Consider the following 20,482-nt stretch of genomic DNA (forward strand, 5'->3'; position numbering starts at 1 on the left):
GTACAAAAGTGACTATCTATTTTTTAATACTAGTCCACATACAAGTCTTCAATTTCACCGAATGTACTCGTATCTACCACAAAACTACCATTAGTGTACTGTTCTGACAAATGAATGTCTTTAATCAATCCTGTTGTCTCATCTTGTTGAGATACAAGTCGATATTGTAACTGCTCAGGGCGACATACACGTGCTGCAACGACGCGATGTGGTTGCTTTTTCAACTCTTTTAATAACGTAATACCGCGTTGTGCACGTTTCGCTTGTTGTAACACTTTAAAACCAATGCGCTTCAATGCACCGCGTTGTGTCGCAATTAAAATCGTATCTTCTGTTTGAATGTAATCAACTAGGACGACATGATCTTCGTCTTTTAAATTAATCGCTTTAATTCCTGCTGCACGCAATCCATTATCTGGCAGTTCAGACATCGGATACGTCAGAGACATGCCTCGGTGTGTTAACAATGTAATGAGTTGTGACGACGCATCAGTTGGCACAAGCATCACTGAAATCAACGCATCGCCTTCTTTCACTTTCATCGCTACGAGTGGCTTCGTTGTCCTTGTTGACTTAAAGCCAGACAATAAACTTTTCTTAATCATACCTTGGCGTGTAGCTGTAATGATCGCACGCTCATCATTAAAATCAGATACAGTGTAACAATCTACCACGCGTTCGTCTTCTTCAATTGGCACGATTTGAGACACATGTTGACCCAAATCTTTCCATTTCACGTCAGGCAATTTATGCACAGGTATGAGCAAGTAACGTCCTTTGTTTGTAAAGACCATCGCGTAATCTTGTGTATTAGTTTCAATCATTTTCAACACACCATCACGCTCTTTTAAGCCAATTTCTTCTTTACCACTTGCATTGAAACTTCTTAACGACGTCCGTTTAATATACCCTTCTTGCGTCAGACTTAACATGACTGTTTCACTTGGGACAATCACTTCTTTATCGATTTTAATTTCAGAAATTTTCTCTTCAATGATCGAAAGACGTGGCTGTTTAAATTGCTTTTTGATTTCAGATAACTCTTCTTTAATCACATCGAGTAACGCATCGTGATTTTCTAAAATATGTTTCAATGCCGCAATTTTCTGTTTGAGTGCATCATACTCTTCTTGCAATGCCACAATGTCGGTATTCGTTAAACGGTAAAGTTGTAACATCACAATGGCTTCTGCTTGAGCTTCTGTAAAGTCATACGTTTCAACTAAATTATCTTTCGCATCACGCTTATTTTTTGAATTTCGAATTAATGTGATGACTTCATCTAGAATAGAAAGTGCCTTCATCAGCCCTTCAACAATGTGCATACGTTCTTCTGTATGTTTTAAATCAAAGTTTGTACGACGTGTAACAACCTCAATTTGGTGGTTAAGATAACTACTAATAATCGGTTTAATACCCATCAATTTCGGGCGACCTTCCGTAATTGCAACCATGTTGAAGTTGTACGCCACTTGTAAATCTGTATTTTTGTATAAGAAGTTTAAAATCGATGTTGCATTCACATCTTTTTTCAATTCGACAGCGACACGTAAGCCACTTCGATCCGTTTCATCACGTACTTCTACGATACCTTCTACCTTTTTGTCCGCACGCAATTCATCAATCTTTTTCACGAGACTACTTTTATTCACTTCGTAAGGAATTTCTGTCACGATAATTTGACTACGCCCATTACGCAACGTTTCGATGTCAGCTTTTGCACGTACAACGACTTTCCCTTTACCTGTTTCATAAGCCTTTTTAATCCCATCGATGCCTTGTACAATACCGCCTGTCGGAAAATCAGGCCCTTTAATATATTTCATGAGCTGTTTCACTGTCAATTCAGGATTGTCGATATATTTCAACGTCGCCGTAATGACTTCAGCTAAGTTGTGCGGAGGAATGTCAGTCGCATAACCCGCTGAAATCCCCGTCGAACCATTCACCAATAAATTTGGAAAACGTGCCGGCAATACCATAGGCTCCATTTCGGTATCATCATAGTTCGGTACAAAATCGACAGTATCTTTATTAATATCACGTAAAATTTGTTCAGATAACTGACTTAATTTCGCTTCAGTGTAACGCATCGCAGCAGGAGGGTCATTGTCAATACTCCCGTTATTCCCGTGCATTTCAACGAGCACATGACGCAATTTCCAGTCTTGACTCAAACGGACCATTGCATCATACACAGAACTATCACCATGCGGATGCAACTGACCAATCACGTCCCCAACTGTTTTGGCACTTTTACGAAAATGTTTATCGTACGTATTGCCATTCGAATACATAGAATACAGAATACGACGCTGCACCGGTTTCAATCCATCGCGTACATCAGGCAAAGCACGCTCTTGAATGATGTATTTACTGTAGCGACCAAAACGATCACCAATAACATCAACTAAAGGTAAATTTTGGATGATTTCAGCCATTATGCATCCTCCTCTGCGATATCGTCATCTGATAAAATTTGGATTTCTTCATTTTCTAAAATACTTAAATCTTCTTGCATACCGAACTGAACATGGTGCTCAATCCACTCACGTCTCGGTGCTACTTTATCACCCATCAATGTTGAAACACGTTGAGACGAGCGGACTTCATCGTCTATCTGAACACGAATCAATGTACGCGTTTCGGGATTCATCGTTGTTTCCCATAACTGATCTGGGTTCATTTCACCTAAACCTTTGTAACGTTGAAGAACGAAACCTTTGCCCATCTCACGTTGTAACTTTTCTAATTCTTCATCTGTCCAAGCGTATGCAATCTTTTTGTTTTTGCCTTTCCCTTTTTCTAACTTATAAAGTGGTGGTAAAGCGATGTACACGCGTCCTGCCATCACAAGCGGTCTCATATATTTGAAGAAGAATGTCAATAACAACACTTGAATGTGCGCACCATCTGTATCCGCATCGGTCATAATAATAATGCGGTTGTAATTGCTGTCTTCTAAGTTAAAATCATTACCCACACCTGCACCAATCGTATGAATAATCGTATTGATTTCTTCATTTTTAAATATATCTTCTAAACGTGCTTTTTCAGTGTTAATGACTTTACCGCGTAATGGTAAAATCGCTTGGAATTTGCGGTCCCGGCCTAGTTTAGCAGAACCCCCCGCTGAGTCCCCTTCGACTAAGTAGAGTTCATTTTTTTCAGTATTTTTACTTTGTGCTGGAGTTAATTTACCCGATAATAACGTATCTTTACGTTTATTCTTTTTACCAGAACGTGCATCTTCTCTCGCTTTCCGTGCTGCTTCACGTGCTTGTTGTGCTTTGATTGCTTTTTTAACGAGCGATTTAGACAATTGACCCTTTTCTTCTAAATAAAACGGTAATTTCTCAGCGACAATCGCATCAACTGCACTTCTAGCTTCTGGTGTACCCAGTTTGGACTTCGTTTGACCTTCGAATTGTAATAAATGTTCAGGGATTCGTACTGAAATAATGGCTGTTAAACCTTCACGAATATCATTACCTTCTAAATTTTTATCTTTCACTTTTAAATCACCAATTCGACGTGCATATTCATTAAACACACGTGTCATCGCAGTTTTAAAACCGACTTCATGCGTCCCGCCATCTTTTGTACGCACATTGTTAACAAAGCTCATGATACTTTCAGAGTACTGATCGTTATATTGGAATGACACATCGACCTCGATTTCATTTGCTGTACCTTGGAACAAAGCGACATCATGCAACACTTCTTTACCTTCATTGACATAGCTCACAAAAGCTTTAATGCCCTCTTCATAATGATACACTTCGCTACGTTCTTTCCCTGCACGACGATCTTCTAATGTAATTTTTAAATTTTGTAATAAAAATGCTGACTCTTGAAGACGCTCGCTTAAAGTTTCAAAATTAAAGCTTGTTGCAGACTTGAAAATCTCAGGATCCGGCTTAAACGTCACAGTCGTACCCGTTTTTTTCGTCTTCCCTTTTTTAATCAATTTCGTCTGAGGAACGCCACCGTGAGCGAACTGTTGTTCAAAAATTTGGCCGTCACGATGAATTTCTACAGTCAATGATTCACTTAAAGCATTCACTACAGATGCCCCTACACCATGAAGGCCACCTGACGTTTTATAGCCACCTTGACCAAATTTACCACCTGCGTGCAATACAGTAAAAATCACTTCAACAGTCGGCTTACCCGAACGGTGTGTCCCTGTTGGCATACCACGACCGTTATCCGCAACAGTGATGCTTTCGCCTTCATTAATCGTTACGTTAATTTCGTTACCGTAACCATTTAAAATTTCATCTACAGAGTTATCCACGACTTCATATACTAAATGGTGCAAACCGCGTTTATCTGTAGAACCTATGTACATGCCTGGTCTTTTACGTACGGCTTCAAGTCCTTCTAATACTTGAATCGCATCATCAGAGTAATTATTAACCTTTTTTGCAGACACTCAATTCCCCTCCTACAAACATACGTTCGTTTATCAAACTATACAATAGCTATTCTTATATAAATCAAGGTAAAATGCAAGCCTAATCTAAATAGCAGCAAAAATTAATATTATTTTTATGTGTATCGACTATTGATTACAAACTGCTAACTATGTAAAATCATAATGAATAAATGATACATTTTTAAATTCATTAATAGCATAAAGCAATTCAATAAAATATAAAAATACCTCATCTTCTCTTAAATTATGTTAAAATAGGAGTAGGTACTAAAAGGATGTGAAGAATCATGGTGTTAATCCTACTATTCATCGTTAGCTATTTAATTGGTTCCATACCAAGTGGCTATTTAATTGGTAAGATTTTCTTCAAAAAAGATATTAGAAAATATGGTAGTGGTAATATGGGAGCCACAAATAGTTTTCGTGTACTTGGGAAGCCAGCTGGTTTTGCAGTCACATTTTTTGATATATTCAAAGGCTTTATCGTTGTATTTTTACCTGTCATCTTTAACGTAGAAATACACGGTTTACTCGTAGGAATTTTTGCAATTCTAGGACATGTTTATCCGATTTACTTAAAATTCCGTGGTGGAAAAGCTGTTGCAACAAGTGCTGGCGTGATGCTTGCGGTCAATCCAATTTTGTTATTAATTCTTGCAGCTATCTTTTTCGCTATTTTGAAATTAACAAAATACGTTTCTTTATCAAGTATTATTGCGGCTATTTGCTGTGTTATTGGCTCTTTCTTTGTGAGTGACTATATTATGCTTATTACAAGTTTTGTAGTGGCGATATTGCTGATTTATCGTCATATGAGCAATATTAAACGAATTATTAAAGGCACAGAACCGAAAATTAAATGGATGTAATCATAAAGTTTTAAATTTCATTGAAAACCCCTTACAATAAGGTTGAATAACATTAACCTTAATATTGAAAGGGGTTTTTTACGTGAAAATTGAACTTACAGATGACGCTGTCCAATGGTTCAAAGACGAGTTAGAGTTACCTGAAGAAGGAAAGGTATTACAATTCTATGTGCGTTATGGCGGCGAATTTCAACTCAAACAAGGCTTTAGCCCCGCTTTTAATGTAGAATTTGAAAGTGATATTGATGAAATTGGCTTTGAGGAAATATTTAACGACATTCGCATCGTTATTGCCGAAAAAGACGTTTGGTACTATGAAGATCATAAACTTTCCATCGATATTAACGACGATGAAGTCATTTACAAAGCTGAAGCAATCGAAGCATAATCATGTTCCATCAAACATAAAAAGGTGTCGACTAGGAATCTTTTTTGTTATAGAGATTTCTATCCGACACTTTTTATATTTTAATTCATGTGATATTTACCATAGTGCTCAGCGCAACTATTTTTATAGCATATGTCCTAGCCTTTCACTTCTAAATCTTCACCGGCTTGATTACGTTGGTCCACATCATGATACACTGCATACCAATTCGGAAATGCTTTATCTAAACGGACAGGTTTCCCCGCATCTTTCGTAATGATAACGTTATCTGTATATCCAGTTGTAACGCGTTCACCTTTTGCATTATAGATTTCATATTGATAACGAGAACGTAAACGTGAAAATCGAGATACCCACGTTTTAATCGTCACTTTTTCAGGATATGTCACACTTTTTTTATATTGAATGTTGAGTTCAGTCACTGGTGAAACAATGCCTGCTTGTTCCATTTCTGCATAGTCTAGGCCAAGCTTGCGTATGTAATCCGTACGTGCCACCTCAAACCAAGTCGCATAATTCCCGTGATAAATCACACCCATTTGATCCGTTTCTTGGTATCTTGCTTCAATTTCCGTTAATGCATAAATCATTCTTTAACCTTCTTTCTATATTAGAGAGAAACATGCTGCATTTGAAAAGTAATAGTCGGTTCAAATCAGCGCTATCTCACAAATTGAAACTTTATCTTCATTCATCTATATTACATTATCGCATATTCTGATCAATTTCATACAGTGCGGACCCCTTACCGTTTAGTTTTAAAAGTCGTTTTGTAATATTAAGGTTGACATAAAATAATTACGATAAAATTATATACTTTACTCGTTTTGCTATGAGATTTCTCTCGTTTCCTCAACACACAATAAAAAGGGATAAGCGCCAATAATGACCTCATCCCATATAATTAAAAGTCTATATCATGCTATTACTCTGAAGCTAACTTCTTACGTAATACAAGTTGTAAAATACCGCCGTGACGATAGTAATCAATCTCAACATTTGAATCGAAACGTGCAGTCACATCGAATTCAACTGTTGTACCATCTTCTTTAGTCGCTGTCACTTTAACCGTTTGACCTGGTTGCACATTTTCATCTAGATCAACAGCAATTGTCTCTGTACCATCTAAGCCTAATGTATCCGCAGATTCTCCTTCTTTAAATTGTAAAGGAAGCACCCCCATCATCACTAAGTTTGAGCGATGAATACGTTCGTAACTTTGTGCGATAACTGTTTTCACGCCTAAAAGATTTGTACCTTTAGCCGCCCAGTCACGAGAAGACCCCATACCATAGTCGTTACCTGCTAATACAACTAAACCAGTACCGTCTTCTTTATATTTCATTGCAGCATCGAAAATCGGCATCACTTCACCAGTTGGCCAGTAAGTTGTGAATCCACCTTCTGTACCTGGTGCAAGTTGGTTTTTAATACGGATATTCGCAAATGTACCACGTACCATTACTTCATGGTTACCACGACGAGAACCATAAGAGTTGAAATCACGTGGCGATACACCATTCGCTGTTAAATATTGACCTGCTGGTGTATCTTTACCAATCGCACCTGCTGGAGAAATATGGTCCGTTGTCACTGAGTCACCGAATTTACCCATCACACGTAAGTTAGATAACGGTTGAATCGTACTAGGCTCTTTCGATAAACCTTGGAAGAATGTTGGATTTTGAATGTATGTTGATTGTGGATCAAAGTCGTACAATGGTTGATTCGTTGTATCGATTTGGTTCCATAATTCGTTGTTGTCATACACGCTCTTATATTCTTCTTTAAATAATTCAGGTGTTACAACGCTTTCAACTGCATCTGCTACTTCTTGAATGGATGGCCAAATATCTTTCAAGAACACATCATTGCCTTGTTGGTCTTGACCTAATACTTCGCTGTGAAGATCGATATCTACAGTACCTGCCAATGCATACGCAACAACAAGTGGTGGTGAAGCAAGATAGTTTGCTTTCACTAATGGGTGAATACGACCTTCGAAGTTACGGTTACCTGATAATACAGAAGTGACAAGTAAATCTTCGTCAACAATCGCTTTTTCAATTTCTTCTAATAATGGGCCTGAGTTACCGATACAAGTTGTACAGCCATAACCAACTAAGTTAAAGCCGAGTTGATCTAAGTAACTTTGTAAGCCTGAGTCACGTAAATAACCTGTTACGACTTTTGAACCAGGTGCTAAAGATGTCTTCACATAAGATGGCACCTCTAAACCTTTTTCAACTGCTTTTTTCGCTAATAAACCCGCACCTAACATCACGTATGGGTTAGATGTGTTCGTACAAGATGTAATCGCTGCAATCGCAATATCACCTGTCGTCATTTCAGTTGTTGAGCCGTCTTTAAAGTTCACTGTCGCTGTTTTATCGAATTCCGACTTATCTAAACCATGACCTTGGTTACCCGCTGGAGCTGTAACAGATTTTTCGAATTCTTTTTTCATGTCGCTTAAGAAAATTAAATCTTGAGGACGTTTAGGACCAGATAAAGACGCTTCAACAGTTGATAAGTCTAAATCTACCACATCTGTATAGTTCGGTTCTTCATTTACATCAAAGAACAAGTGGTTTTGTTTTAAGTATTTCTCGACTGTTTCAATATGCTCATCAGAACGACCCGTTAAACGTAAATATTTTAAAGTTTCATCGTCAACTGGGAAGAAACCACAAGTCGCACCATATTCAGGCGCCATATTCGCGATTGTCGCACGGTCAGCAAGTGGTAATTTGTCTACACCAGGACCAAAGAACTCAACGAACTTACCTACAACGCCTTTTTTACGTAATAATTCAGTTACACGTAATGCTAAGTCTGTTGCATTAGCACCTTGAGGTAATTCGTTCGTCAAACGTACTCCAATCACTTCTGGAATTGGGAAATATGAAGGTTGACCGAGCATACCCGCTTCAGCTTCGATACCACCAACACCCCAACCGAGAACACCTAAACCATTGATCATTGTTGTATGAGAGTCAGTACCTACTAATGTATCAGGGAATGCAACTTGTTCGCCATTCTCTTCACGTACGTGGACAACATTAGCTAAATACTCTAAGTTAACTTGGTGAACGATACCTGTTGCTGGCGGTACTGCGTTATAGTTATCAAACGCTTTTGTCGCCCAGTTTAAAAATTGGTAACGCTCATAGTTACGTTCAAATTCTAATTTCATGTTGCGTTCTAACGATTCAGGATTCGCATAGCTATCAACTTGTACAGAGTGGTCGATAACTAAGTCTACAGGTACTTCAGGATTGATTTTAGTTAAGTCCCCACCTACATCATCCATCGCTTTACGTAATGAAGCCAAGTCCACGACAGCTGGCACACCAGTAAAGTCTTGCAAAATAACACGTGATGGCTTAAATGGCACCTCACCTTTTTCGTTTTCTTTACCGAAAGATGAAAGTGCTTTAATGTGTTCATCTGTAATGACAAAGCCATCCTCTTGACGTAAAACAGATTCAAGTAACACACGAATTGAGTATGGCAAACGACTAATTTGTGTGTAACCTTGTTCTTCTAAAGTGTTTAAATCGTAATACGTTAAGTTCTTACCATTTAATTGGAATGACTTTTTTGCTTGTGCTTTTAAATTTGAAGCCATTGAATATCCCCCCTGATATTTTTATATGCCGTTTATTTAATTGTATAATTAACGCTTTATGAAAACAACTAAATGGAGAGCAAAAGTAATCATTTGGAGTTTTGACTTTCTAATCAGTTATTATAAGCAAAAGTTATAATGATGATATAGCGTTATAAGTATATGTTATTAATTGAGAATGATTTTCAATAACACATTTGATGGGCTAGGAATATCCGAGTGAGATAATGACACTTTGCGTGCAACAACGTAAAAAACGGCTGATGATATGCAGTCACCAACCGTAAAAATTTACTTTTTATTTTTCTTGTTCGCGTATGCCTTTACGTTTTGAAATCAATTCGTCTTCATAATCTTGTTGTGAATTCGCGACGTATTCTTTCAAACGATGCTTATTCGGTGTTAAAGTGAGACCTAAGAATTTACGCTCTTTATTTGCATCTTTATAAAAACTAATCATCATCAGTATCACGATAAAGGAGAACGGCAATGCACTAATAATCGCAGCACTTTGCAAGGCGTTTAAACCTGTTTCTCCGTCACCGCCACCTGAAAGTAACAAGACGAACGCGATTAATGATTGTGCAATCCCCCAAGTGACTTTAGTGAAAGCACTTGGATTAAGCGAACCATTCGTTGTTTGCATACCTAAGACGAATGTCGCCGAATCTGCTGATGTAATAAAGAATGATGCAATCAGTAATAACGCAATGATTGATAAAACAATGCCCAGCGGGATATGGTTGAATACGCCAAACAGTTGTGTTTCTGCTGACAGATCAAAAATCTCTTTATGTTTCTTAGCCGTTTCAATCCCTAGTACACCAAACACGCTAAACCAAATGAAACTTACGATGACAGGTACAAGTAATACACCTGAAATAAATTCTCGAATCGAACGTCCTTTTGATACACGCGCGATGAAGACACCAACGAATGGGCTCCAACTTAACCACCAACCCCAATAGTAAAGCGTCCAGTCAGACATCCACTCACGCTTTTGTGGATTCGTAGCTGCTGCATCAAAACTGTTGAATAAGAATGAATTTAACAGACTACCTGTTGAACTCGTAAACATATTTAAAATTAACACTGTCGGTCCAACAATCAGACCAGCAAGCAATAATAATGTACCAAGTCCAATGTTTAAATTACTTAAATATTGAATCCCTTTACTTAAACCTGACCATGCACTCATGATAAACAAGATGGTTACGATAACAATAATGATAGATTGCGTCACAATTGTATTAGGTAAACCGAATAAGTAATTTAAACCACCTGAGATTTGTAATGCCCCCATACCAAGTGAAACTGCAACACCAATCACTGTTGCAAACACTGCCAACACGTCGATAATTGTTCCAATGACGCCATCAACATGATCTCCCAAAATTGGGCGCAACGTTTTAGAGAGTAATCCTGGCTCTCCTTTTCTAAATTGTGCATATGCTAACGCTAATGCAACAACGCCATAGACTGCCCACGCATGAAAACCCCAATGGAAGAAAGTCGAACGCAATGATTCGGTAAATGCTTCCGTAGATTGCGGATCTGCATTAGGCGGAGACGCAAAGTGAGAAATAGGTTCAGCTGCCCCGTAGAAGACTAAACCAATCCCCATACCTGCACTAAACAACATCGCAAACCAAGAAACTGTATTAAATTCCGGTTTGTCGTTTGGACGTCCCAATTTTAACTTTCCGATTGGGCTAAAAATTAAAAAGATACAGAAGAATACGATAATCGTAGTTAAAATAAGATAATACCAACCCAGTTTATCTGTAATCCAAAGTTTAATCGTATTCGTAAATTCACCAAATTGCGTTGGGATGAATACACCAATGAGTACAATCGCAAAAATGATAATCGCACTAATTAAGAATACAGGAGAAAACTTCTTACCGTTTGGTTCTGGAGTTGAAGAATTCATAAAATAACATACTCCCTTTCCTCATATTAAATTTTAAGTATCACACACTAATAATTAAAAAAACTCAATAATTAAATTAAAAGTGCAATCGACATATATACCATAACAAAACATTATCATATAATCAATGTGCTGAGAAATGTATGGATTTTTACGAAAATTTTGTATTGCAATAATTATGCTTTAGTGTATAATCGTTTTTGTTATTCAAAAATTTTGCGAGTAGAGGTGAATTGGACATGCTACAAGAATTCAAAGACTTTGCTTTGAAAGGTAACGTGCTTGACCTAGCAATCGCTGTTGTCATGGGGGCCGCTTTTAATAAAATTGTTACATCTTTAGTTGAAAACATCATCATGCCATTAATCGGTTTATTATTTGGCGAAGTTGACTTTGCGAAAAACTGGTCAATGTATGGCATTAAATATGGTATTTTTATTCAATCTATCATCGACTTTATTATTATTGCATTTGCATTATTCATTTTCGTTAAAATCGCCAATACGGTTGTGAAACCTAAAGAAGAAGAAGTTGTCGTAGAAGAAAATATTGTATTATTAACTGAAATTCGTGATTTATTACGTAAAGACAGTAAATAATCAGTGCTAAAGTGAGGCTGTGTCATTTATTTTTCTCAGCTTCTTTTTTATATCCAATGGTAGTTTGAAACTGAAATCTCGCCTATATTTTTAAGTTAGCGACACGAACAAAATTTCTAAAGTATTAATGAAAACTGCCACCAACACCTTTGAATACAAAATATTGGTGGCATTTTCATGTGCGTACGGAGAAAATAGACGCAATCCCCTTATTCATCACCGTTTTTTGTTAGTGAAAATACATAGTAAAACTGGTTACATCTCAATAAAGCGCATCATCATTTATTCATTACTCTTTAAATGCGTTGTACTTTGGTAGTTTTTAGAGACAACTTCTAAAATAATGGGAATTCGATTTTTTAATTCTGAAACGTGCGAAATAATACCGACTAATCGGCCACTCGATTGCAATTGAATTAAAGTATCGAGGGCTGTTTCTAGCGTTTCTTGATCAAGTGTACCAAATCCTTCATCAATAAACATTGCATCTAAAGCAATGCCCCCATGTTCGCTTTGAACGACTTCACTTAATCCTAACGCCAACGCAAGAGAGGCTTGGAACGTTTCACCACCAGACAATGATGTAATGTGACGCGCTTGGTTAGAATAGTAATCAAACACCTCAATCTCTAGACCACTAAAACCTCTTCCTTTTTTCTCATTTCTCACTAATTCATAACGTTGACCCGTCATACTGAGTAGTCGTTGATTCGCTTTCAACAAAATCTGTTCTAAATAATGCATTAAAACGTAATTTTCTAACGTTAGGTTATGTGCATTTTTGCCACTCAAAATTTCAGCAAGTTGGAATAATTCGATTTGTTCATTCAATGTGTTTTTTAAATAAGTCACTTCATCTTTAATTTTTTGCGCTGTCTTTTGATTTTGTGTCGCTTGAAATGCATATTCATTATAACGTCTTTGGACATCTTCAAAAGCTTCACGTTGTTGCTGTTGTTTCACTTTTAAAACATCTAAATCTTCAACGGTGATTGTTGAAAGTTGCTGAGAGACATCTTGTATTTTAAGTTCTACCGTCTGTTTTTCTTGATAATACATTTTCACTTCTTGTTCGTACGCTTCTTTATGGACACTGTCTTGTAAAATATCGAATAATGTTTCACGATTTTGAATGTTTAATGCTTTCAATGCTTCATCAATATCGGCATTCAAAGTTTGCACTTGCTTCGTACGTTCAGAAATTTGATGTGCGCGCAATTGTATCTCATATTGTTGTTCTTTTAACTTTGTTGCAAGTTGATCACATCGTTCAGTTAATGTTGTCTTATCTTGATTAAATTGATCAACAACTGATTTCAATTTGGCAAAGGCTGTTTTGAACGTCTCAATATCCTCATATTCGGTTTCAGCTATAAATCTGTCCATACGCTCTTGAATGTATTCTTGTTCTTTCTTTAACAATTGTATTTGTTGCTTATTTTCATCTATCACTTGATGAATACGGCCAACTTCTTCTTGGATTGCTGCAATGCGTGAATTTTCTTTATCGATGGCCTCTAGTTTTTGTTTTATGTCGCGTTGTTCCGCTTCTGCCTTCTTGAGGTGTTCTTCATTAAAATCGGCTTCACCCATTTCAACAAGCCGTGCTTTCGTGTGCGTGATATTTGCATCACATTTAATCTTTTGTTCTTTGAGCGTTTCAAGGGTTTGCTCAATGGTACGATTTTTTTGTTGAATTCTTTTAATTTGCTCTATATCAGCATCTGTTTCAAGATGATGCACCGTTTGCCCACATACCGGACACGGATCATTTTTGCTTATAGTCGCACGTAATGTCATAACAGCTTGTTCATGGTTCAACAACTGTTGTTCATTTTCTGATATGACTTGAATATTCGCCTGCTTTTGAGCGATCTCCGCATTGATTCGATTTAATTCCTCAGTGTAGTTTTGAAGCTGTTGCTGTTGACGTGCTTGAATGGTTGCATGATTTTGTGCGATTCGTAATGTCGCAATTTTTTCTACTATCACTGCCTGTTCAGATTGTAATTGTGATTTTTGTTCATAATCAGCCTGACGTTCTAAATCGTCCTTATCAATCGCTTCAAGTTTTTGCATTGCTTCTTCATTATGTTCCGCTAACTTTTGCATCGTTTGCTTAATACTTGTCATACGTGCATATTTTTCTTTCAGTTGATCACACTCTTGATAAAAATGACGTGTACGCTCAAGATAGTGTGCTTTTTGGCTCATCTCATCTTCTTGTAATAAATGCGTTTCAAGTGCTTTTTGCTGTTCAATCTGTTGTGTTTCTAATTTTTCGTTTTCATTTTGAAGTTGTTCATGCTCTTTTTGTTGCTGCTTTAATGTCGCTTCTATTTCTTGAAGGTTTTGATACATTTTAAGCACCATTTTACTTTCATTCATTAACTTTAATTGCTGTTCAAGTTGCTGAATATGTGCTTGACGTACTTCAAATTGCCCAAGTTTTATCTTCAATTGTTGCTGTTGTTCAGATAATTGTTGGCGTAAAATTTGACGATCTACTGCTTCATTCACACTGTTTAAAGCTTTTTCTACCTTTAATTTTTCTTGTTGCACTTCTGAAACTTGTTGTTCTGCAATTGTTTCAAATTGAGGTAATGCTGCCATCATCAAATCATACTGTTCACTTTTGCGTCCTTTTTCCTGTAACAAACCAGGATGGTCTAGTGTATACAATTCGTCCCAAGCACTTTGTATTTTGGTATAGATTTGATCTATTTCAATTTTCATGTTTTTCGTTTTATCAGTGAGTCGATTTTTTAACATATCGTATAATTGCGTATTAAAGAGCGTTCTTAAAATTGTTTGCTTATCTGTACTATTTGAAACTAAAAATTCTTTAAACTCACCTTGAGGCAATACGAACAGCTGTCTAAACTGATTTTGCTTTAGTTTAAGAAGTTCTAAAATAAAGCGTTCCCCTGCTTGAATCGTACTTTCTATCAGTTCATAACGCCCTGCATCATGTCGGTACACTTCAAGCTTCGGTTTCGTTTCATTTTTATTGCCAGGTTTTAAAAATGATGCTTCACGAACGACTTTATACAATCTGCCAGCTATTTCAAATTCAAATGTGACGGTTAAAGGTTGGGTAGCGTCTGCAAAATGACTTCTTAAATGCTTGACTTCTCTTTTTTCTGTGGACGCACGCCCATACAATGCATACACAATACCATCAAAAATCATCGTTTTACCAGAACCTGTCTTACCACTAATCAAAAACAGTTGATTGGATGGGATACGGGAGAAATCAATCGTCTCATCTAAAAATGGGCCGAAATTTTGAAGGTGCAATTTTAATGGTTTCATGATTATTCCTCCTCATTCATCGTTTCTAACAACTGTACTACATTACTTTTTTGCGTTTCTGATAGTGTATCGGTCGTCATTTCAGAATAAAATTGACTCACGATATCTAATGGTGACAACTTTTTAACATCTGTCAGTACTTTAGACTGATAAGATGACGGTTGCGTTTGTTGTGTTAAAGACAGTGTGTTCGGATAAATTTGTTTCAACTTTTGCATAGGATCTTTGACGTGCGTTAATTGTTCAACATTAAAATGAAAATAACTGTCATCATTTTTACGCTTAAAACGGCCATTCATAATATCATCAAAACTTGCTTCCACGACTTCTAACTCACGAGCTGGCTTTAACGGGATAAAACTTTGTCGCATCTCTTGATCGGATTCAATGTGAAATAGACGAACCCCTTTAGCTTGTTGCACTTCAGAAAATGAGTATTGCAACAGCGAACCACTATACACGACATTTTGATACTGACTCGCAAAAGGATGATGAATATGTCCAAGCATGACTGCATCAAAATCTAATAAAAATTGTGGTGATACCGCTTCAATAGTGCCTATCGTAATGTCACGTTCTGAATCACTTTTTGGCGCACCTGTAAGTGTAAAATGCCCCACTAAAATATTCGTCATAGCAGGATTTAACTGTGGACGTAATTGATCGACTAATTTTTTCACAGCCTCTTCGTAATATTCTACAGACACTTCTAAATACTCACGTGCTTCAGATAATGTAAAAAATGGCAGGGTATACACGGCCACGTTCCCGAAAACAACTGGCTCAAAAAATTGTTCAATTTCCGTAGTAATATAAAGTTGATTATGTCGAAACCAGGAGGCACCGTAGCGCAAACGTTCTTTACCATCGTGATTGCCATTAATCATCACTATAGGAATTTGCATGTCTAAATTAATTTTCGCAATCGTTTCTTCCATCAGTTGAATCACGTATTTACTTGGATAAGCCGTATCATAAATATCTCCTGCAATAATGAGCGCATCCGGTTGTTCACGTTCAAGGACCTCAAACAATTGTTGTAAGACGTATTGCTGATCTTCCAAAAACGAATGACCATTTAAAACTTTGCCTAAATGCCAATCGGCCGTATGTATTAATTTCAATTTCATCACCTCAGAACAAATGTTCGATTCTATTTTATAGCATGCTTCAGTTCATTTCAAGTGACTGACGGCGCTTTTTATCATCATTTTGCACTTGCCGTAACTATAGAAAAAGACCTCGCAGCACCATCACTGCAAAGGTCAATAACATACTCATTATGCGACAATTTGATTTTTGATTTTTTTATATCGATAAAGCATCGCAAGTCGCCAAGGTACAAGCATACTAAACGCTAGCAAGAAGAACATCCCTGCTAACTCCCCAGGGTCTACAGAATTGCCTAAAAAGACTTTCAGTACTGTACGAATCAGTAATAGCGTGACTAACACAAATGGGAATGCTTTAGATTTTTTTAAATAAATTTGGCTACCTTTGACTTCAAAATGAGAGGTCATGATGAGTACACTTGAAAAAACAACCCCTAAAACGACTGATTCTATGATTTCAAAACCAGTTAATCTAAAGTAAGGGATGACATACATCAGTGCACCCGTAGCCATAAAGAAAGGAGGCAAAATAATTTTCTTTGTATTTACTGGATATTTTTGCGCCTTCATTCTAATGACAATGACACCTGCACCCATTACAAACGCAACGAGTATGGATAAAACTAAATATGTCAACGCTGCTCCTCCTAACATCATCCAAAGATACCAATAAGTATATCATATGACAACTAAAATGAGTAATGGTCTATACTTGTCGTTTTGAAATGGGAAATAAATATTTTCAACAGTTTACCAAAGTGAAAAGTATACTTTAACTGATGACTTCAAAAATATTTTGTCCCAAATTCATTCCAAAAGCAAAAATAGCAAGGATGTGCGCTTTTCTATTTCCAGCACAAATCCTTGCTATCGTTAACGTTAAAGAACATTACATTTTTTTATCCATGTTTTTGTTCATCATTGTCATCATTTGATTAATTTTCTTTTGAGATGGTTTTTGTCCCATCTGCATCATCATCATGCGTAACATTTCTTCATTGATTGGTGGGTTTTTCTTTAAATAATCCATCATATATTTACGCGCTAAGAAAAAACCTCCAACTAATCCACCGATAAGTGCAATAACAATTAATAAAATTGCTAACCATGTAGCCATAGTTTCACCCACTTTCTTTATCCTTTTGCATTTTACTAAAATTATGTATGCTTTTCAAGATATGGAAGACAAATTTATACCAAATCCAAAAAGAAAAGCCGAGCTCAAAATCGACTAATCGAGCTCGACTCTATATTTGACAATATTTTAGAGGAAATTATAATTTTTCAATTTCTGCTAAAACATTTTCTTTAGTGAAGCCGTATTTCTCAACAACTAAGTCGCCAGGCGCACTTGCACCGTAACGGTCGATACCTACAACCACACCGTTCATACCAACATATTTATGCCAACCTAATGAAGCTGCCATTTCAACAGCTGCACGTTTTTCAACATGTGGTAATAAAATTTCATCTTGGTATGCTTTTGATTGATTTTCAAATGCGTTCCAGTTTGGCATTGAAACGACACGTACACCTTTACCTTGTTCTTCAAGCGCTTTAGCGACGTCTACTGTTAAGCTTACTTCTGAACCAGATGCTAATAAAACATATTCTGGAGATTTTTCAGTTTCGAATACAATGTAAGCACCTTTTCTTACGCCTTCTTCAACTGTTGATTCTTCTACATCTAATACAGGTAAACCTTGACGTGTTAATACTAATGCAGTTGGTGTACCGTTTGATTCAACAGCTACTTTCCATGCTACACGTGTTTCGTTACCATCAGCTGGACGAATTACGTTTAAGTTAGGAATCGCTCTTAAACCAGCTAATTGTTCGATTGGTTCGTGAGTAGGGCCATCTTCACCTACAGCAATTGAATCATGTGTGAACACGAATGTTGAACGTAAGCCCATGATTGCTGCTAAACGTAATGCTGGTTTTAAATAGTCACTGAATACGAAGAATGTCGCACCATATGGGTGTAAACCACCGTGTGCAGCCATACCGTTAACAGTTGCTGCCATTGCGAATTCACGTACACCGAACCATACGTTTTTACCGACGCCATTTTCAGCAGAGAAGTCAGTTTCGTTTTTAACATTTGATTTGTTTGATGAAGCTAAGTCAGCTGAACCACCAAATAATGTTGGTACTGCTTTACTTAAAGCTTGAATCACATCACCAGAGTCTGCACGAGAAGCCCCTTTGTGACCAAGTTCAAATTTAGGAAGTTCATTTTCATAGCCTTCAGGTAATTCACCTGCTATAGCATCTTTGAACTCTTTATATAATTCAGGGTATTTCTTAGCATATTGTTCTACTTTTTCTTTCCATGCTTTTTCATTTTCATCAGCACGTTGAATCATTGTTGAATTGAAAATGTCATAAACTTCATCTTCAACATGGAAGTGTTTAGATGGATCAAGGTTATAACTTTCGAATGTTAAGTTACGTTCTTCTTCACCTAATGGCGCACCATGTGACGCGTTACTGTTAGATTTGTTAGGTGAACCGTAACCAATGATTGTTTTCACTTCAATGATTGTTGGACCTGCTTGACCTTTAGCTTCTTCAATCGCCTTATCAATAGCTTCGATGTCGTTACCATCTTTAACAAGAATGTGGTTCCAACCATAAGCTTCAAAACGTTTTTTAATATCTTCAGAGAATGCTTTTGAAGCTTCCCCGTCTAGAGAAATATCGTTTGAATCGTAAAGTGTAATCAATTTGTCTAATTTTAAGTGACCTGCAAGTGAAGCTGCTTCATGTGAAATACCTTCCATTAAGTCACCATCAGATGCCAATACATAAGTGTAGTGATCGACAACATCGATATCTTTGTTAAATTTAGCAGCTAAATGTTTTTCAGCCATTGCCATACCTACTGACATTGCAAAACCTTGTCCAAGTGGTCCAGTCGTAATTTCTACACCTTTTGTATGGTGATATTCTGGATGTCCAGGCGTTTTAGAATCCCATTGTCTAAATTGTTTTAACTCATCAAGTTCAAGTGAACCAGACACATGTAATAAACTATAAAGTAATGCTGATCCATGACCTGCTGATAAGATAAAGCGGTCTCTGTTGAAATATTCATGTGAATTTGGATTAAAGTTTAAATGGCGTGTCCATAAAGTATATGCCATTGGTGCTGCCCCCATTGGTAAACCAGGGTGACCTGAATTTGCTTTCTCAATAGCGTCAATACTTAATCCACGTATTGTATTTATAGCTAAGCTATCATTTCGTTGAGTCATTTGAAAATCCTTCCTTTCTCATTCCATATCATAATTACATTATAACCGAAACAGTGTTCGAAACCTAATAAATGGTACCGCGTTATCCATTATATTCAAAAATACTAACTACGTAATTGATTTTGCTTTTGAACTTCTTTTAATTTTTCAGGCGTTACGTCATTGCCATTTGGATCAATCACTTTTGTATTTTCGATTTGGCTTTTAAAACTGCTTCTAAACACTTCTAAATACTCACTTCTTAATTGAGATTGTTCTTTTGCTTCCGTTTCAGTAAGTCCTTCACTTTTTTTCTTATTTGCGAGTTCATTGATTCGATTTAACTTTTCTTTACTAAGCATATGAGCTCCCCTCCGTGATTTTCTTTACAAAAATATAACAGAAAAATGTTATAAAACCAAATGCTTGAACTTGGCATAAAAGTAAGCGTTATCATGGTTTGAACGTTTTTCTGTTCTAACACTTTTTTGTCGTATAGCATTTCATTTCATCTACTAAAAAGACCATCTCGTGTCGTTTAATCCATTCACATATATTTAAACAAGAAACTAGAAAAGACCATAGAGAAGATGACCTGAACCTTTTTCTCTCTATGGTCTTTGTATTGGTTATTTAATGACTCAGCGTCACGGCTACAACGGACTGTTCGTTTGTATGATTGCGCTGCTGTTCGTATTTTTGTTGTTGTTCTGTTTGTGTCGTTTTAAGTTGATGATCTGTCATTTCGTACGTTTGTTCTGTTTTGCTTGCATCAGTGGCGAGTAAAAAGAATGATAAAAATAAGATTAAAGAAATGATAAACACTGACAAGAACAAGTAAACCTCTGAACTTTTAATGTGAAGCATCTTCGTCACTCCTCGAACGTTTGTTTGTATTAATAATCTAACAGAACGAATGTTCTCTGTCAACACCAAAACGAACAAACGTTTGTTA

At 36.7% G+C, this 20,482-nt stretch carries 15 protein-coding genes; 3 read left to right on the plus strand and 12 right to left on the minus strand.

Annotated features, from left to right (window positions below; genetic code table 11):
• Window positions 1–29: 29 nt before the first annotated feature.
• Together parC and parE are read right to left on the minus strand one after the other, a co-directional pair.
• Complete coding sequence (parC, locus tag GZH82_RS08030) at window positions 30–2,441, minus strand: DNA topoisomerase IV subunit A (RefSeq protein WP_162682056.1); 2,412 nt, start codon at window positions 2,439–2,441, stop codon at window positions 30–32.
• The gene (gene parE, locus GZH82_RS08035; protein WP_162682057.1) at window positions 2,441–4,438 is read right to left on the minus strand and encodes a DNA topoisomerase IV subunit B; all 1,998 of its coding nucleotides are present in this window, start codon (window positions 4,436–4,438) and stop codon (window positions 2,441–2,443) included. Before parE ends, parC begins: the two co-directional genes overlap by 1 nt.
• A gap of 290 nt (window positions 4,439–4,728) precedes the next feature.
• On the opposite strand from parE, the gene plsY reads away from it, so the two are divergent.
• Window positions 4,729–5,310 (plus strand): glycerol-3-phosphate 1-O-acyltransferase PlsY, encoded by a 582-nt coding sequence (gene plsY / locus GZH82_RS08040; protein WP_162682058.1) that lies wholly within the window; start codon window positions 4,729–4,731, stop codon window positions 5,308–5,310.
• A gap of 82 nt (window positions 5,311–5,392) precedes the next feature.
• Window positions 5,393–5,698 (plus strand): HesB/YadR/YfhF family protein, encoded by a 306-nt coding sequence (locus tag GZH82_RS08045; protein ID WP_162682059.1) that lies wholly within the window; start codon window positions 5,393–5,395, stop codon window positions 5,696–5,698.
• Between the two features lie 137 nt (window positions 5,699–5,835).
• Here GZH82_RS08045 and menI read toward each other — a convergent pair whose 3' ends face one another.
• From menI to GZH82_RS08060, 3 genes are all read right to left on the minus strand, one after another.
• Window positions 5,836–6,288: a 1,4-dihydroxy-2-naphthoyl-CoA hydrolase MenI gene (menI, locus tag GZH82_RS08050; RefSeq protein WP_162682060.1), complete on the minus strand. Its 453-nt coding sequence runs from the start codon at window positions 6,286–6,288 to the stop codon at window positions 5,836–5,838.
• Between the two features lie 335 nt (window positions 6,289–6,623).
• Window positions 6,624–9,329: an aconitate hydratase AcnA gene (gene acnA, locus GZH82_RS08055; RefSeq protein ID WP_162682061.1), complete on the minus strand. Its 2,706-nt coding sequence runs from the start codon at window positions 9,327–9,329 to the stop codon at window positions 6,624–6,626.
• 298 nt (window positions 9,330–9,627) lie between these two features.
• Window positions 9,628–11,262, minus strand: a complete 1,635-nt coding sequence (locus GZH82_RS08060) for a BCCT family transporter (protein WP_162682062.1) — start codon at window positions 11,260–11,262, stop codon at window positions 9,628–9,630.
• Window positions 11,263–11,501: 239 nt separating this feature from the next.
• Between GZH82_RS08060 and mscL the strand changes: the two genes are divergently transcribed.
• A complete protein-coding gene (gene mscL, locus GZH82_RS08065) occupies window positions 11,502–11,861 on the plus strand; it encodes a large conductance mechanosensitive channel protein MscL (RefSeq protein ID WP_019166560.1) in 360 nt (119 codons plus the stop codon).
• A gap of 282 nt (window positions 11,862–12,143) precedes the next feature.
• Here the strand turns inward: mscL and sbcC are convergent, their stop codons facing one another.
• The 7 genes from sbcC to sosA all read right to left on the minus strand — a co-directional run bounded on the left by sbcC (window position 12,144) and on the right by sosA (window position 20,394).
• A complete protein-coding gene (sbcC, locus tag GZH82_RS08070; protein ID WP_162682063.1) occupies window positions 12,144–15,176 on the minus strand; it encodes an exonuclease subunit SbcC in 3,033 nt (1,010 codons plus the stop codon).
• A 2-nt stretch (window positions 15,177–15,178) separates the two neighbouring features.
• Window positions 15,179–16,306, minus strand: coding sequence for an exonuclease subunit SbcD (gene sbcD, locus GZH82_RS08075; protein ID WP_162683030.1), 1,128 nt, complete (start codon window positions 16,304–16,306; stop codon window positions 15,179–15,181).
• A gap of 150 nt (window positions 16,307–16,456) precedes the next feature.
• On the minus strand, window positions 16,457–16,924 hold the full coding sequence (locus GZH82_RS08080; protein WP_162682064.1) for a CcdC family protein: 468 nt from the start codon (window positions 16,922–16,924) through the stop codon (window positions 16,457–16,459).
• Window positions 16,925–17,177: 253 nt separating this feature from the next.
• Complete coding sequence (locus GZH82_RS08085) at window positions 17,178–17,405, minus strand: YneF family protein (RefSeq protein WP_014613986.1); 228 nt, start codon at window positions 17,403–17,405, stop codon at window positions 17,178–17,180.
• Window positions 17,406–17,562: 157 nt separating this feature from the next.
• Window positions 17,563–19,548 carry a transketolase gene (gene tkt, locus GZH82_RS08090; RefSeq protein ID WP_162682065.1) on the minus strand — a complete coding sequence of 662 codons (1,986 nt, stop codon included), beginning with the start codon at window positions 19,546–19,548 and terminating at the stop codon, window positions 17,563–17,565.
• Window positions 19,549–19,652: 104 nt separating this feature from the next.
• Window positions 19,653–19,889 (minus strand): DUF896 domain-containing protein, encoded by a 237-nt coding sequence (locus tag GZH82_RS08095; protein ID WP_162682066.1) that lies wholly within the window; start codon window positions 19,887–19,889, stop codon window positions 19,653–19,655.
• A 271-nt stretch (window positions 19,890–20,160) separates the two neighbouring features.
• Window positions 20,161–20,394, minus strand: a complete 234-nt coding sequence (sosA, locus tag GZH82_RS08100; RefSeq protein ID WP_096541314.1) for a DNA damage-induced cell division inhibitor SosA — start codon at window positions 20,392–20,394, stop codon at window positions 20,161–20,163.
• Window positions 20,395–20,482: the final 88 nt, after the last annotated feature.

Origin of the sequence: Staphylococcus sp. MI 10-1553, from assembly GCF_010365305.1 — a bacterium.
Taxonomy (GTDB): domain Bacteria; phylum Bacillota; class Bacilli; order Staphylococcales; family Staphylococcaceae; genus Staphylococcus.

Excerpts from the sequence above, each read along its gene's own strand:
- sosA (WP_096541314.1), bottom strand. The coding sequence starts at position 20,394 with ATGCTTCACATTAAAAGTTCAGAGGTTTACTTGTTCTTGTCAGTGTTT.
- GZH82_RS08060 (WP_162682062.1), bottom strand. The coding sequence starts at position 11,262 with ATGAATTCTTCAACTCCAGAACCAAACGGTAAGAAGTTTTCTCCTGTA.
- acnA (WP_162682061.1), bottom strand. The coding sequence starts at position 9,329 with ATGGCTTCAAATTTAAAAGCACAAGCAAAAAAGTCATTCCAATTAAAT.
- GZH82_RS08085 (WP_014613986.1), bottom strand. The coding sequence starts at position 17,405 with ATGGCTACATGGTTAGCAATTTTATTAATTGTTATTGCACTTATCGGT.
- plsY (WP_162682058.1), top strand. The coding sequence starts at position 4,729 with ATGGTGTTAATCCTACTATTCATCGTTAGCTATTTAATTGGTTCCATA.
- tkt (WP_162682065.1), bottom strand. The coding sequence starts at position 19,548 with ATGACTCAACGAAATGATAGCTTAGCTATAAATACAATACGTGGATTA.
- mscL (WP_019166560.1), top strand. The coding sequence starts at position 11,502 with ATGCTACAAGAATTCAAAGACTTTGCTTTGAAAGGTAACGTGCTTGAC.
- sbcC (WP_162682063.1), bottom strand. The coding sequence starts at position 15,176 with ATGAAACCATTAAAATTGCACCTTCAAAATTTCGGCCCATTTTTAGAT.
- GZH82_RS08095 (WP_162682066.1), bottom strand. The coding sequence starts at position 19,889 with ATGCTTAGTAAAGAAAAGTTAAATCGAATCAATGAACTCGCAAATAAG.
- menI (WP_162682060.1), bottom strand. The coding sequence starts at position 6,288 with ATGATTTATGCATTAACGGAAATTGAAGCAAGATACCAAGAAACGGAT.
- parC (WP_162682056.1), bottom strand. The coding sequence starts at position 2,441 with ATGGCTGAAATCATCCAAAATTTACCTTTAGTTGATGTTATTGGTGAT.
- sbcD (WP_162683030.1), bottom strand. The coding sequence starts at position 16,306 with ATGAAATTGAAATTAATACATACGGCCGATTGGCATTTAGGCAAAGTT.